The organism is Nocardia sp. TBRC8007 (assembly GCF_056629435.1).
Genome location: NZ_JBWSOR010000020.1, coordinates 36,364 through 49,880, shown reverse-complemented (window position 1 = coordinate 49,880; position 13,517 = coordinate 36,364). Strand labels below are relative to the sequence as shown.

Genomic DNA, 13,517 nt, shown 5'->3' with positions numbered 1-13,517 from the left:
TAACGTCGCGGTCACTGTCCAGTTATAGGGGTTGACGAGCTTTCGGTTACCGTGCCCTCACACGCCTGCATAGTTCTCGACTGGAGTCAGCCATGGTCACCGACGTACTCAACCGAACCCGCGTGCACTTCGACGGGTATTTCGGGGTCCGGTCCGCAGGCTCGACCGTCAAGCGGGAGCTCATGGCGGGGACGGTCACGTTCCTGGCCATGTCCTACATACTCGCGGTGAACCCTGCGGTGCTCGGCGATCAGGGAGCACTCGGCGACAAGGGCATCCCTATGCAAGCGGTGTTCACCGCGACCGCTGCCGCTGCGGTATTCGGCACGCTGGTCATGGGATTGTGGGCTCGCTATCCGATCGCGCTTGCGCCTGGCATGGGACTCAACGCATTCTTCGCGTTCTCGGTGGTTCTCGGCATGGGGATCCCGTGGCAGGTGGCCTTGGCGGGCACGTTCCTTTCAGGCGCCATCTTTTTCGTGCTCGCGATCACCAGAGTTCGCGAACGTGTCCTCGACGCCATCCCGATGCAACTGAAGCTCGCCGTCGGCGCGGGCATCGGCTTGTTCGTGGCGTTCCTCGGCCTGCAGAACGCGGGGATTGTGGTGGACAGCGAAGCGACGCTGGTCACACTCGGCGACTTCACCAAGGGAACGACGCTGCTCGCGCTGTTCGGACTGTTGGTGACCGTGGTATTCCTTGCGCTGGGCAGGCACGGCGCTGTGCTCTATGGCATTGTGCTCACCACGATCGTCGGTATCGTCAGCGGCTTGGTCGACCTCCCCAGCGGCGTAGTCGAAGCGCCGAAGGGGTTGGAACACACCTTCGGCCAGGCGATCGTCCATCTGCCCGACGCGTTCAGTGGGCAGATGATCGTGGTGGTGTTGACCATGTTGTTCGTCGACTTCTTCGACACGTCGGGCACATTGATCGGTGTGGCGAACCAGGCCGGGCTGCTGGACGAGAAAGGCAAACTGCCCCGCGCCGCGAGCGCGCTGGCGGCGGACTCGGTGGGCACCATGGCGGGCGCCGTCATCGGCACCTCGACCACCACTGCCTATGTGGAGTCGACCGCGGGCGTCTCTGCGGGCGGCCGCACCGGGCTGACCGCCGTCACCACGGCGGGCTGGTTCCTCCTCGCGATGTTCTGCTATCCGCTCTTCGCTGTGGTCGCGGGCGTGGGCGCGATAACCGCGCCCGCACTGATCGTGGTCGGCATCCTGATGGCGCGTTCGCTCGGCGATATCGACTGGAAGCGGCTGGAATACGCGATTCCCGCTTTTCTCACCGTTGTGGTGATGCCGCTGACTTACTCCATTGCCAATGGACTGGCCATGGGAATGCTCTTCTTCCCGATCATCATGGCGGTCCGGGGCCGGATCAAGGAAGTCCACCCGGTCATGTGGGCGCTGCTGGCGGTGTTCCTCAGTTACTTCTTCTTCCTCGCGGAGTAGCGTTGATGGTACAGGGGTTATGGCCGGGAAGACGGTGTAGGAACAACCAGGGCCAAGGGAAGGGGGCGGCGTGTCCAGTGAATCCGTAGTCGAACGTACTAGGGCGAGCACCGAACTGGATGACATCGCCGTCGATATCGGCCTGCTGATCGTCCGGGCGGTCTTCGGTGGATTGCTCGTCGCGCACGGCGCCCAGAAACTCTTCGGCTGGTGGGACGGGCCGGGTTGGCGGGTCAACGCCGATGGTTTCGAGCGGATGGGCTACAACCCCGGTGAGGTGTTCGGGTCGCTGGCCGGTCTGACCGAGCTCGGTGGAGGGATGCTACTTGTGCTCGGTCTGTTGACACCGCTGGCCGGGGCCATCGTGCTCGGCACCATGATCAACGCGATCAACGCTATATGGAGCAGTGGGTTACTGGGCGGCTACGAGATGGGCCTGATGTTCGCGGTAGCCGGTGCAGCGTTTCCCTTCACCGGACCCGGTAAGTTCTCCCTGGATGCGGGGCATCCGTGGGAACGTCACGGTTTCGTGTGGGGGGTGGGTGCGTTGCTGCTGGCATTCGTGACCGGTATGCTCACGCTGATTCTGAAGTGGGTGCTGTGAGTCTGCCATCAGTGCGTAGATCCGGGGACACAGTGCCGGGATCGTCTATGATTCACGCGATGTCACGCCGTGGCCACCCGGATCGTCATTCTGTTGTTGCACCAGGACATCGCGGAGCGCGAAGATAACGATGGCCGTCGAGGTCGGCGATCCCGCTGCCTTACACGATCCGACCGGAATGCGTTACCCCACCATTGTCCCGGTAAGCCGGCGCAGCGCGTCGACCACGATCTCCGGATCGGTGGTCTCCCAATAGGGAGGTAGCGAGGCGCGCAGATATCCGCCGTAGCGAGCGGTGGCGAGGCGAGAATCGAGGATGGCGACCACACCGCGATCGTCGATGCTGCGTAGCAGGCGGCCGGTGCCCTGAGCGAGCAGCAGGGCGGCATGCGTGGCGACTACGGTCATGAAACCGTTTCCGCCACGTGCCTGTACCGCGCGCTGCCTGGCCGCGAGTAGCGGGTCGTCCGGCCGCGGAAACGGGATGCGATCGAGGATCACCAGGCTCAACGAAGGGCCGGGCACATCAACCCCTTGCCACAGTGAGAGTGTGCCGAACAGTGAGGTCGCCGGGTCGTCGGCGAACGCGCGGACCAATGCGCCGGTGGCGTCTTCGCCCTGGCACAGCACCGGCGTCGGCAGCCGGTCGCGTAATGCGTCGGCGGCCGCGCGGGCCGCGCGCATGGAAGAGAACAGTCCGAGGGTGCGCCCACCCGCCGCAGTGATCAGACGCTCGATCTCGTCCAGATATACCGGCGCGAGCCCGTCGCGGCCGGGTGCGGGCAGGTGCTTGGCGACATAGAGAATGCCGGATTTGGCGTGGTCGAATGGTGAGCCGACATCGAGTGAGTTCCAGCGGACGGTGTCGGCGTCCGCTGGTGCTTCGGCGCCGTTCGCGGTGGCCGGATCGGTGCGAGTACCCGACTGTGCGGGCAGACCCCAGGTCGCCGCGAGCCCGTCGAACGAGCCGCCGATCTGTAGCGTCGCGGAGGTCAGCACGACGGTCGCGGCGCCGAAGAGCTTGCTGCGCAGCAGGCCGCCTACTGAAAGCGGTGCCATACGCAGGGTGCGGCGTACGACGCCGCGTATTTCGTCAGCCTCCAGCCAGATAACATCGTGCCGGGTGGCCGGGTCGGGCTCATCGAATGCGGTCAGCGCGCGGACTGCGCTGTCGTGTACCTCGTCGATCGAAGCCAGCGCGAGTGTGTGGGCGGCGGCGTCTTCCTGATTACCTTGGGCGGAAGTGCCCGGCTGAGGCCCGAGAGCGACGCGTGCGTTCCAGGCGGCGTCGCGGATAAGGGCCAGCACTGAGGCGATGCCGTCGGGCAGGACATCCCACCGGGTGGCCGGCAGCTCCTCCAGCACGGTATGCCAGGCGTCGGCCGCGCTTTCCAAACGGTCGATTTCCTGTTCGTCGACGAGCTTGGCGCAGCGCCGGGCGGCCATGCTGATCGCTGCGGGGGCGAGTTCGGCAGCGGCCACGCCGGTGACTCGGTCGACTAGTTCATGCGCTTCGTCGATGATCACCACATTATGTTCCGGCAGGATCTGAATATCGCTGATCGCGTCGATCGCGAGCAGCGCGTGATTGGTCACCACCACGTCAGCCTGCGCTGCCTCGGCTCTGGCGCGCTCTGCGAAGCAGTCCTGGCCGAACGGGCAGCGTGATTTGCCGAGGCATTCCCGCGACGACACGCTGACTTGTCGCCAGGCACGTTCGCTCACTCCTGGGGTGAGTTCGTCGCGGTCGCCGGTCTCGGTGTCGGAGGCCCATTCATCGAGCCGCTGCACTTCACGGCCGAGGCGCGAGATCGCGAACGCGTCGAACAGTTCCGCCTCGGCGGGGTCGTCCGGGACAGCACTATTGATCTTGTTCAAGCAAAGGTAGTTATTGCGGCCCTTGAGTATCGCGAATCGCGGGGTGCGCCCAAGCGGTACGTGCAGCGTATCGGCCAATCGCGGCAGATCGCGGTCGACCAGTTGTCGTTGCAGCGCGATGGTCGCCGTGGAGACCACAACGGTGCGCCCGGTACGCACTGCGTGCCGCAGACTCGGCACCAGATACGCCAGCGACTTGCCGGTGCCTGTCCCGGCCTGCACCGCGAGGTGCTCCTTGGTGTCTATCGCATGGTCCACTGCTGTCGCCATGGTCATCTGCCCGGTGCGCTCCTTGCCGCCGAGCGCCTGCACGGCAATGGTCAAAAGGCTGGAAACGGGCGGCAATTCGGGCACGTCAGCAGCCTACTTGGTGCCGGTGACAGCGCAGACAGGCCCGCGCGACCGGATGGACTAATGTGGGATGTTCCCTTCGAGATCGACTCCGGCTCCGCGCATGTGATCCATCGCGGCGCTGACAGTGGCAGGTGCGACACCGGCGGTGAGATCGAGCAGAACTCTGGTATCGAATCCCTCGATACGTGCGTCGAGAGCGGTGGCGCGCACGCAATGGTCAGTGGCGAGACCGACGATGTCCACGGCGTCGATACCGCGCTCGTGCAGCCAATCGGCCAGGCTGGTGCCGTCTACGGTGGCGCCCTCGAATCCCGAATAGGCCGCCGAGTACGCGCCTTTGGAAAAGATTTCCTGAATGGGGCCCATGGTCAAGGCCGGGTGGAAATCCGCGCCGGAGGTTCCGGCCCGACAGTGTGGTGGCCAGCTGTCGACATAGTCGGGATCGTCGGAGAAGTGGGTACCGGGATCGATGTGGTAGTCACGGGTCGCGACGACCGCGCTGTAGTTCTTCACCGCGAGGTGTGCGCTGATGCGGGTGGCCACCGTGGCGCCCCCGGTGACCTCAAGCGATCCACCCTCGCAGAAATCGTTCTGGACATCGACGATGATCAATGCTCGAAGCATGGTGACCTCCCGCGGGGTAAGTGGGGTGATCTCTCCTGATTCTTCCGGTCGGCCGGTGGAACGCTTCACCCGGCGCGTGGGAAATGCCCAGTGAGCACGTGGTGAAAACAGACTCAGGATGTGTGTGCGGCTGTGCTGAGCGCGTGTGGCCCTTCAGGCGAAGGTAGTCGCGATAGCAGGTTCGCCGGCCGACAGCTTCAGTCCTTCCCACGGCAGACTGATAAGTCCGCGGGAGACCAGTTCGCGGCTCTCCGCCAAGGTGGGCAGGTCCGCGACTTGTTCGCCGTCGCGGATCAGCGGTCTGAGCAGCGCGCGGGCGGATAAGCCGTTCGAGGGTGGTGCAGGTCCGGCCGCCGGATAGATGATTTCCTCGACAATCGTGCCGGTGTCGCGGGCCAGGCGGACGGCTTTCTTAGTGCCGCCGCGCGACTGTTTCTGGCTACTGCGTTTGGCAACCGGTAACCCGTCCACCTCGACCAGTTTGTAAACCATGCTTGCGGTCGGCGCGCCTGCTCCGGTGACTAGCGCCGTCCCGACGCCGTATATATCAACCGGTTCGGCGCGCAACGCGGCGATAGCGTATTCGTCGAGATCGCCGGAGACCATGATGCGAGTCCGGGTGGCGCCGAGTGCGTCGAGCTGGCCGCGAACTTGCCGTGCCAGTACGCCGAGATCGCCGGAGTCGATCCGGACGCCACCCAGTTCGGTGCCGGCCACTTCGATGGCAGTCGCCACACCCGAAGTGATGTCGAAGGTGTCTACCAGTAGCGTTGCCCCGACCCCGAGGTTGCGTACCTGGGCGCGGAAGGCGTCGGCCTCATGCGTCCCATCCGGGCCGCTGTGTAGCAGGACGAATGCGTGCGCGCTGGTGCCTGCGCCGGGAATACCGTAATGGCGCATAGCCGCCAGATTCGATGTGGCGTCGAAACCAGCTAGGTACGCGGCGCGGGCGCTGTCGGGCGCGGCCTTCTCATGGGTGCGTCGCGAGCCCATCTCGATCATCCGGCGGCCACCGGCGGCGCTCACCATGCGCGCGCCTGCGGATGCGATGGCGCTGTCGTGGTTGAGAATCGACAGAATCAGCGTCTCCAGCACCACGCACTCGGCGAAGCTGCCGCGCACCGAAAGGATCGGAGAGGCGGGGAAATAGAGCTCACCCTCGGCATAGCCGTCGATATCACCGGCGAATCGGTAGTCGCGCAGCCAGTCGAGGGTGCGTTGATCCGAGAACGATGCGGCGACAGCCAGGTCTGCCTCGCTGAACCGGAATCTCCGCAGTGCGTCGAGTAGTCGGCCGGTGCCTCCGACCACACCGTACCGACGTCCATGTGGCAAACTTCTAGCAAACACTTCGAACGTGCATTGACGCGTCGAGGAACCATCGGCGAGTGCCGCGGCGAGCATGGTCAGTTCGTACTGGTCGGTCAGCAGCGCCGTGCTGTCGACGTCGTCCCGCGTAACCACGAAACCACTGTAGATGTCACGACCGGGGTACGGTGATCGGCATCGCGCCGGTGAACTCCGAAATGTACGAATCGAGGCTGTGTGGGTGTTGTTTATCTGGGCTCACGTCGTACTCTTGACGTTATGGCCTTGTGCAATACAGTCCGGGGCGACGTCACCATGGGCGCTGCCGCCTGTGCTGTCGCTGGCGCCGCGAACCCGATATTGTCAGCAGCACAAGCGACGCCTGAGGCGGTCGAGTACACCGAGATTCTGGAGGCGGAGGATCGTCCCTGGGTGACAGTGGTTTGGGACGATCCGGTCAATCTCATGCACTACGTCACCTATATCTTCCAGAAACTGTTCGGCTACAGCAAAGCAAAGGCGACCGAACTGATGCTGAAAGTACACAACGAAGGCAAGGCTGTGGTTTCGTCCGGTTCCCGGGACAAGATGGAACACGATGTCCAGCGCCTGCACGCGGCGGGTCTCTGGGCCACCATGCAGCGGGATGACTGACCGGGACGACTACCCTGACGCCGTGCGTAAATGGAGCAGGAAGAACTCGCTGAGCGGACTCAAACTGCGTTCCGAGGTGGACGCACGTGAGGCCGACGTGCTCAGATCGCTGATAGGAGCAGTTTCCGGGTTGCTCACCGATCGTGCCGGGTCCGCCCCTGAAGACGAATTGGTCGCGCTGACCGGTCTGCGCTCCGGGAATACCACCCAGCCGGAAGATCCGCGGCTGCGGAGGCTCCTTCCCGACTTCCATCGAAGCGAACCCGGCTCGCCGGATGCCGAGCGCGCCGACCTCAACAGTGCGTTGCGCGGACTCTACGAGCCCGACATCATCGACGCCAAGCTGGCGGCGAGCTCGGTGGTGCTGAACACTGTGCCGACTTCGGGTGGCAAGATCATGCTCACCCCTGAGCAGGCCGATGCGTGGCTGACCGCGCTCACCGATGTAAGGCTTGCGCTCGGCACGGTGCTGAGCATAGACACCGACACGCCCGACCAGCTCGAGCCCGATGATCCGCGCGCTCCGCACCTGGATGTGTATCACTGGCTGACCTGGATGCAGGACTCGTTGCTGCAGGCACTGGCCCCCTGATCGGCTCTGGTGCGAAAATCGGGCATGTCCGCGCGATGAGGAGTGGTGATGATGAATGCCGTTTCGGGGCACCGTGATTCGCTCACCGATGTCCCCGGAATACTGGTCGGTCATCACCATGTTCTCGACCTCGACGCCACCTTGGGCGCCGGGGCGGCGACGGGATGCACGGTCGTGCGTGTGCCGGGTGGCGTGGTAGCGGCGGTCGACGTGCGTGGTGGTGGGCCGGGTACGCGCGAGACCGATCTGCTCGATCCGAGTAATACCGTCCGCAGGATCGATGCGATTCTGCTGACCGGGGGCAGCGCCTACGGTCTTGCCGCAGCCGACGGTGTGCTGCGCTGGCTGGAGGAGAACGGCGCGGGCATCGCGATGGATCCGGCGGACCCGAGCCGAGTGGTGCCCATCGTCCCCGGCGCGGTGATCTTCGACCTTCCCGTCGGTGCGTGGGATATTCGACCGACCGCCGAGTTCGGTTACCGCGCGGCCGCCGCGGCGGCCACCGATTTCGCTCGCGGGTCGGTCGGCGCAGGCGTCGGCGCGCGCGCCGGGTCGGTCAAGGGCGGTGTGGGGACCGCGAGCATCGTCTTGAGCGACGGTGCCGCCGCCGGTATCACTGTTGCCGCATTGATCGTGGCCAACCCGGTTGGCTCGGTGTTCGATCCGCGCACCGGGTTTCCATGGGGCTGCGGCACCGAGGGGCCGGGCTTCTTCGGGCTGCGCGCGCCGACTGCCGAGCAGTTGGCGGTGGCCAACGCACTGCCGGTGAAGGGGACAGTGCTCAACACCACCATCGGAGTCGTAGCCACGGATGCCGCGCTCGATCCCGCTGGGTGTCGACGCGTGGCTGTCACCGCGCACGACGGTCTGGCCAGGGCGGTCCGTCCCGCGCATTCCCCGCTGGACGGAGACACGCTCTTCGCGCTGGCCACCGGAACGGTCGAGGCGGCTGCGAGTCCACCACTACCACCTGCCTTCCCCGCCGATCTGCTTGTTGTGGACCAGATTTCCACGGCGGCCGCCATTTGTGTCGAACGCGCCATCGTCGATGCGATCCGTTCGGCACACGCGGTCGCGGGTATCCCCGCTTACCGTGACCTGTTCCCCGGTTGAACCACCGAATCGGTATCCGCGAGCGGCCGAATCGGGGACCGGCTGACAATGCGCTGGGAATACCCGAATATCCTGGCTCGTTGTCGACGGCGATGGATCGGCGTTGTGGAAAGGTGCACTACCCGTGTTGGTGATCAGAGCCGACCTCGTGGAGGCGATAGTGGCGCACGCGCGCGCTGACCATCCCGACGAGGCATGTGGTGTCCTCGCGGGGCCGGAAGGATCGGACCGCCCGGAGCGATTCATCGCCATGGTCAATGCCGAGCGCTCACCGACCTTCTATCGTTTCGATTCCGGCGAGCAGTTGGAGGTGTGGCGCGAGATGGACCACGCCGATGAGGTACCGGTGGTGATCTATCACTCGCATACCGCCACCGAGGCATATCCGAGCCGGACCGATGTGTCTTATGCCGCCGAACCGTTCGCGCACTATGTGTTGATTTCCACTCGTGATCCAGAGCGACATGAACTGCGCAGCTATCGGATCGTCGACGGTGTGGTCACCGAGGAGCCGGTGCGGATCGTCGAGGCGTACGAAAGCTAGCGCACACCGCGAACCGACACCTGCCCGTGAATGCCAGACTGTGAGATCAAGGAGTACCCATGCCGGTAATCGTGTCCATCCCGACCATCATGCGCGGCCTCACCGGAGGTGAGAAGCGGGTGCATGCCGAGGGGGCCACACTGGCCGCGCTGATCGATGACCTGGAGGTCAATCACCCTGGTCTCGCTGAGCGTCTGCTCAAGGACGGCAAGCTGAACCGGTATGTCAATATCTACATCGACGATGAGGATGTGCGGTTCGCGGGCGGTCTCGCGGCCGAGGTGCCCCAGGATGCCAGCGTGACCATCCTTCCCGCCGTGGCCGGAGGCTGAGCGGTTCGTGGCGCGTTATGAATCGCTGATCGCGACACTCGGTGACACACCGCTGGTGGGACTGCGCACTCTGTCCCCACAGTGGGATGGTGAGAATCATGTGCGGTTGTGGGCCAAACTCGAGGACCATAACCCCACCGGCTCGATCAAGGACCGGCCCGCGCTGCGCATGATCGAGCAGGCCGAGGCCGAGGGGCTGTTGCGCCCCGGTTGCACCATTCTGGAACCGACCAGCGGCAACACCGGTATCTCCCTGGCTATGGCCGCCAAACTCAAGGGCTACCGGATGATCTGCGTGATGCCGGAGAACACGTCGGTGGAGCGACGACAGTTGCTCACCATGTTCGGTGCGCGGATTATCGATTCCCCCGCGGCAGGCGGCTCCAATCAGGCAGTGGCGCTGGCCAAGCAGATCGCGGCGCAGAACCCGGAGTGGGTGATGCTCTACCAATACGGCAACCCGGCGAATGCGCTGGCGCATTACGAGCACACCGGTCCGGAGATACTGGCTGACCTGCCGGAGATCACGCACTTCGTCGCAGGTCTCGGTACCACGGGCACCTTGATGGGCATTGGCCGCTTCCTCCGCGAGAAAATGCCGGACATCGAGATCATCGCCGCTGAGCCACGCTATGGTGAGCTGGTCTACGGCCTGCGCAATATCGACGAGGGCTTCATCCCCGAACTGTACGACGAGAGCGTGCTGACGTCCCGTTTCTCGGTCGGTCCGCACGACGCCGTCAAACGAACTCGTGAACTGGTGGGCGAAGAAGGAATCTTCGCCGGGATCTCCACCGGGGCCATTCTGCACGCCGCGCTCGGTGTCGCTCGCAAAGCGGTGCGGGCGGGCAGACGCGCCGATATCGCGTTCGTGGTCGCAGACGGCGGCTGGAAGTACCTGTCCACCGGCGCCTATGAAGGCACTCTGGAAGAGGCGGGGGATCGGCTCGACGGCCAGCTCTGGGCCTGAGGAACCGCCATGCCGGTACTCTGAGGGCGGCGGGGCCACAACCCCGCGTGGCGAGGAGGTGGCCATGATCGGCGCGCAGTTCGGTCCGCCGTTCGACCCGGATCGGATCGCGGCGATTCGTGCGCAGCCGGGTCGTCCCGGCGGTGCGTCCGAGCTGTCCGCTCCAGCATCGAACAGCGGCTTCGCCGCAGTCGGGCGGCTATGGCTGCGGGCAGTGGTGTTGATCTCCGGATTCATCGGGCTGCTCTACGCCATCGAGGGGGTCGATACCGTGGTCGGTCATCGACTCGATAATGCGGGTATCCAGCCGCGTCGGGTCGATGGGCTGTCCGGCATACTGTTCGCTCCGGTATTGCACGAAGGGTGGGACCACCTCATCGGCAATACGGTCCCGGCATTGGTGCTGGGTTTCCTGGTGCTCCTGACAGGTATCGGCCGTGGTCTGGCCGCGACCGCGCTCATCTGGCTCGTGTCCGGAGTCGGCATCTGGCTCACGGGAGCCCTGGGCAGCCTGCATCTGGGTGTTTCCGGGCTGGTGTTCGGCTGGTTGACGCTGCTCATCTCGCGTGGCTGGTTCGCCAGGAATATCGCGTACATCGTGCTCGGCCTCGTTGTGCTCGCCCTCTATGGGTCGCTGTTGTGGGGTGTCTTGCCCGGACTACCCGGGATATCGTGGCAGGGCCATCTTTTCGGCGCATTGGGTGGACTCCTCGCCGGATGGGTACTCTCTGCTGATGAACGTCGACGCCGCCGAGGGGAAAGAGTCGGAGTCAGCGCGTTGCCTCGATAAGCGCGTTGCTCGCCGGGAAATGTGGGGGATCCCTTCTTGAACGAGAATTCCGCGTGGCAGCATGAGGGCATGCGCCTTACCGTCCTCGGGTGCTCGGGCAGCGTGTCCGGCCCGGATTCTCCCGCATCGGGGTACTTGCTGACCGGCCAGGATATGCGGCCGACAGTCATGGATTTCGGTCCGGGAGTACTCGGTGCGCTGCAACGCTATGCCGATCCAGGTGAAGTCGATATCTTCTTGACCCACCTGCACGCTGACCACTGCCTGGATCTGCCCGGCCTGTTGGTGTGGCGGCGCTACCATCCGGTGCCGCCGACAGGGAAGGCGATCGTGCGTGGCCCTACCGATACCTCGCAACGTATCGGTAACGCCTCCGCCGAAGTCGGCGGTGCGTGCGACGACTGGTCGGATGTGATCGATATGCGTCCGTGGACCGAAGATGAGCCGGTGGAGTTCGGTCCGGGGCACAGAGTGATCGCGCGCCGGATGTACCATCCGCCAGAGTCCTACGGCCTGCGGATCATCGGTGCGAGCGGGCGCGTCTTCGTCTATACCGGCGATACCGCGTTGTGCCCGCAGGTCCGGGAACTCGCGCAGGGGGCCGACATCCTGATGGCCGAGGCATCCTGGACGCACGACCCGGCGAATCGACCACCTGGTATTCATCTTTCGGGTACCGAGGCGGGCATGATCGCCGCCGAGGCCGGAGTGAAGGAGTTGCTACTCACCCACATCCCACCGTGGACTTCTCGCGAAGATGTGATCGCCGAGGCGAAGGAACAGTTCACCGGTCCGGTGCACGCGGTAGCCCCCGGCGAGACCTTCGACCTCTGAGCCCGCCCGTTCCGCCACACCCGACTGAACGCCGACACGCCGCGCCGCAGGCGCGGCAAACTGAACACAGTAGGCTGTGGCCGTGTCGAGACGAGCCGATGGCAGGGCGGACGATGAACTCCGTGAGATACGGATCACGCGTGGATTCACCACGCATCCAGCTGGTTCGGTGCTGGTCGAATTCGGCCAGACGCGGGTGATGTGTACTGCGAGCGTCACCGAGGGAGTTCCTCCTTGGCGCCGCGATTCCGGGTTGGGCTGGCTCACCGCGGAGTATGCGATGCTGCCTGCCGCAACCCATACTCGTAGTGGCCGCGAATCGGTCAAAGGGAAGGTCGGCGGGCGGACCCAGGAGATAAGCCGCTTGGTCGGCCGGTCGCTGCGTGCCTGTATCGACCTGGCCGCCATCAGGGAGAACACCATCGCGATCGACTGCGATGTGCTCCAGGCCGATGGGGGCACCAGAACAGCCGCTATCACCGGTGCCTATGTCGCCTTGGCGGATGCCGCGACCTATCTCGGTGCGACTGGTGCTCTGGCTGATCCGCAACCGATCTCGTGCGCGATCGCCGCGGTGAGTGTCGGTGTGGTCGATGGCCGAGTGCGTTTGGATCTGCCTTACGAAGAGGATTCGCGCGCCGAAGTCGACATGAACGTGGTCGCCACAGACACCGGAACATTGGTGGAGATCCAAGGCACTGGCGAGGGCGCCACTTTCCCGCGTTCCACTCTGGACAAACTGCTCGATGCCGCGCTCGCGGGCTGCGAGCAGTTGTTTCTCGTGCAGAAAGAGGCCCTGACGCTACCGTATCCAGGTTTGCTTCCAGAGCAGGACGACGCGAAGAAGAAGTGATGTCCCGCCGGGTGCTGGTCGCCAGCCGCAATGCCAAGAAACTGAACGAGTTGCGCCGCATTCTCGACGAGGCGGGCATCGTCGGTATCGAGATCGCCGGGTTGAATGACGTCCCTCCCTACGATGAGGCCCCGGAGACCGGTGCGACTTTCGAGGAGAATGCGCTGGCCAAGGCCCGCGACGGTGCTGTAGCCACCGGACTGGCCTGTATCGCCGACGATTCCGGCCTCGAGGTGGACGCGTTGCATGGGATGCCAGGCGTGCTGTCGGCGCGTTGGGCGGGTAGGCACGGTGACGATGCCGCCAATAACGCGCTGCTGCTGGCACAGCTCGCCGATGTCCCTGATGCTCGCCGCGGCGGTCGGTTCGTCTCGGCTTGTGCGCTGGTAGTGCCGGGCGGCATCGAGACCGTGGTACGTGGTGAATGGCTCGGCTCGATCGGACGGAAGCCGGCAGGTACGGGTGGTTTCGGCTACGACCCGCTGTTCATCCCGGCGGGTGGAGCGGTCACGGCGGCGCAGCTGACGCCGACGCAGAAGGACGCGGTGTCGCACCGTGGCCGGGCACTGTCCCGGTTGGCGCCCGCGCTGGCCGGGCTGGTCGAAGTCTGACC

At 64.8% G+C, this 13,517-nt stretch carries 15 protein-coding genes; 12 read left to right on the top strand and 3 right to left on the bottom strand.

Annotated features, from left to right (window positions below; translation table 11 throughout):
• Positions 1-92 precede the first annotated feature (92 nt).
• Both ACX4ZE_RS15845 and ACX4ZE_RS15840 read left to right on the top strand, forming a co-directional pair.
• Positions 93-1,454 carry an NCS2 family permease gene (locus tag ACX4ZE_RS15845; RefSeq protein WP_480274197.1) on the top strand — a complete coding sequence of 454 codons (1,362 nt, stop codon included), beginning with the start codon at positions 93-95 and terminating at the stop codon, positions 1,452-1,454.
• 70 nt (positions 1,455-1,524) lie between these two features.
• Positions 1,525-2,058, top strand: coding sequence for a DoxX family protein (locus ACX4ZE_RS15840; protein ID WP_480274196.1), 534 nt, complete (start codon positions 1,525-1,527; stop codon positions 2,056-2,058).
• Between the two features lie 183 nt (positions 2,059-2,241).
• Here ACX4ZE_RS15840 and ACX4ZE_RS15835 read toward each other — a convergent pair whose 3' ends face one another.
• From ACX4ZE_RS15835 to ACX4ZE_RS15825, 3 genes are all read right to left on the bottom strand, one after another.
• Positions 2,242-4,290 carry an ATP-dependent DNA helicase gene (locus ACX4ZE_RS15835; RefSeq protein WP_480274195.1) on the bottom strand — a complete coding sequence of 683 codons (2,049 nt, stop codon included), beginning with the start codon at positions 4,288-4,290 and terminating at the stop codon, positions 2,242-2,244.
• 57 nt (positions 4,291-4,347) lie between these two features.
• Positions 4,348-4,914 carry a nicotinamidase gene (locus ACX4ZE_RS15830; protein WP_480274215.1) on the bottom strand — a complete coding sequence of 189 codons (567 nt, stop codon included), beginning with the start codon at positions 4,912-4,914 and terminating at the stop codon, positions 4,348-4,350.
• A 153-nt stretch (positions 4,915-5,067) separates the two neighbouring features.
• The gene (locus ACX4ZE_RS15825) at positions 5,068-6,378 is read right to left on the bottom strand and encodes a nicotinate phosphoribosyltransferase (RefSeq protein WP_480274194.1); all 1,311 of its coding nucleotides are present in this window, start codon (positions 6,376-6,378) and stop codon (positions 5,068-5,070) included.
• Between the two features lie 159 nt (positions 6,379-6,537).
• Between ACX4ZE_RS15825 and clpS the strand changes: the two genes are divergently transcribed.
• From clpS to ACX4ZE_RS15775, 10 genes are all read left to right on the top strand, one after another.
• Positions 6,538-6,876 (top strand): ATP-dependent Clp protease adapter ClpS, encoded by a 339-nt coding sequence (gene clpS / locus ACX4ZE_RS15820; RefSeq protein ID WP_480274214.1) that lies wholly within the window; start codon positions 6,538-6,540, stop codon positions 6,874-6,876.
• A 22-nt stretch (positions 6,877-6,898) separates the two neighbouring features.
• Positions 6,899-7,468: an oxidative stress transcriptional regulator AosR gene (gene aosR / locus ACX4ZE_RS15815; protein WP_480274213.1), complete on the top strand. Its 570-nt coding sequence runs from the start codon at positions 6,899-6,901 to the stop codon at positions 7,466-7,468.
• Positions 7,469-7,519: 51 nt separating this feature from the next.
• Positions 7,520-8,581, top strand: a complete 1,062-nt coding sequence (locus ACX4ZE_RS15810; protein ID WP_480274212.1) for a P1 family peptidase — start codon at positions 7,520-7,522, stop codon at positions 8,579-8,581.
• Between the two features lie 124 nt (positions 8,582-8,705).
• Positions 8,706-9,125 carry a M67 family metallopeptidase gene (locus ACX4ZE_RS15805; protein WP_480274193.1) on the top strand — a complete coding sequence of 140 codons (420 nt, stop codon included), beginning with the start codon at positions 8,706-8,708 and terminating at the stop codon, positions 9,123-9,125.
• Between the two features lie 59 nt (positions 9,126-9,184).
• Entirely contained in the window at positions 9,185-9,457 is a 273-nt protein-coding gene (locus ACX4ZE_RS15800; protein WP_480274192.1) for a MoaD/ThiS family protein, read from the top strand.
• 7 nt (positions 9,458-9,464) lie between these two features.
• Positions 9,465-10,427, top strand: a complete 963-nt coding sequence (locus ACX4ZE_RS15795; RefSeq protein WP_480274191.1) for a PLP-dependent cysteine synthase family protein — start codon at positions 9,465-9,467, stop codon at positions 10,425-10,427.
• A gap of 64 nt (positions 10,428-10,491) precedes the next feature.
• Complete coding sequence (locus ACX4ZE_RS15790) at positions 10,492-11,217, top strand: rhomboid family intramembrane serine protease (protein ID WP_480274190.1); 726 nt, start codon at positions 10,492-10,494, stop codon at positions 11,215-11,217.
• 69 nt (positions 11,218-11,286) lie between these two features.
• Positions 11,287-12,051, top strand: a complete 765-nt coding sequence (locus tag ACX4ZE_RS15785; protein WP_480274211.1) for a cyclic nucleotide-degrading phosphodiesterase — start codon at positions 11,287-11,289, stop codon at positions 12,049-12,051.
• A gap of 82 nt (positions 12,052-12,133) precedes the next feature.
• The gene (gene rph / locus ACX4ZE_RS15780) at positions 12,134-12,904 is read left to right on the top strand and encodes a ribonuclease PH (protein WP_480274189.1); all 771 of its coding nucleotides are present in this window, start codon (positions 12,134-12,136) and stop codon (positions 12,902-12,904) included.
• Positions 12,904-13,515 carry a non-canonical purine NTP pyrophosphatase gene (locus tag ACX4ZE_RS15775; RefSeq protein ID WP_480274188.1) on the top strand — a complete coding sequence of 204 codons (612 nt, stop codon included), beginning with the start codon at positions 12,904-12,906 and terminating at the stop codon, positions 13,513-13,515. The genes rph and ACX4ZE_RS15775 overlap by 1 nt, the downstream gene beginning before the upstream one ends.
• Positions 13,516-13,517: the final 2 nt, after the last annotated feature.

Bases quoted from the DNA above. Each gene is read 5' to 3' on its own strand.
- ACX4ZE_RS15845 (WP_480274197.1), top strand. From the start codon at position 93: ATGGTCACCGACGTACTCAACCGAACCCGCGTGCACTTCGACGGGTAT.
- ACX4ZE_RS15830 (WP_480274215.1), bottom strand. From the start codon at position 4,914: ATGCTTCGAGCATTGATCATCGTCGATGTCCAGAACGATTTCTGCGAG.
- clpS (WP_480274214.1), top strand. From the start codon at position 6,538: ATGGGCGCTGCCGCCTGTGCTGTCGCTGGCGCCGCGAACCCGATATTG.
- ACX4ZE_RS15810 (WP_480274212.1), top strand. From the start codon at position 7,520: ATGAATGCCGTTTCGGGGCACCGTGATTCGCTCACCGATGTCCCCGGA.
- ACX4ZE_RS15800 (WP_480274192.1), top strand. From the start codon at position 9,185: ATGCCGGTAATCGTGTCCATCCCGACCATCATGCGCGGCCTCACCGGA.
- ACX4ZE_RS15790 (WP_480274190.1), top strand. From the start codon at position 10,492: ATGATCGGCGCGCAGTTCGGTCCGCCGTTCGACCCGGATCGGATCGCG.
- ACX4ZE_RS15785 (WP_480274211.1), top strand. From the start codon at position 11,287: ATGCGCCTTACCGTCCTCGGGTGCTCGGGCAGCGTGTCCGGCCCGGAT.
- ACX4ZE_RS15775 (WP_480274188.1), top strand. From the start codon at position 12,904: ATGTCCCGCCGGGTGCTGGTCGCCAGCCGCAATGCCAAGAAACTGAAC.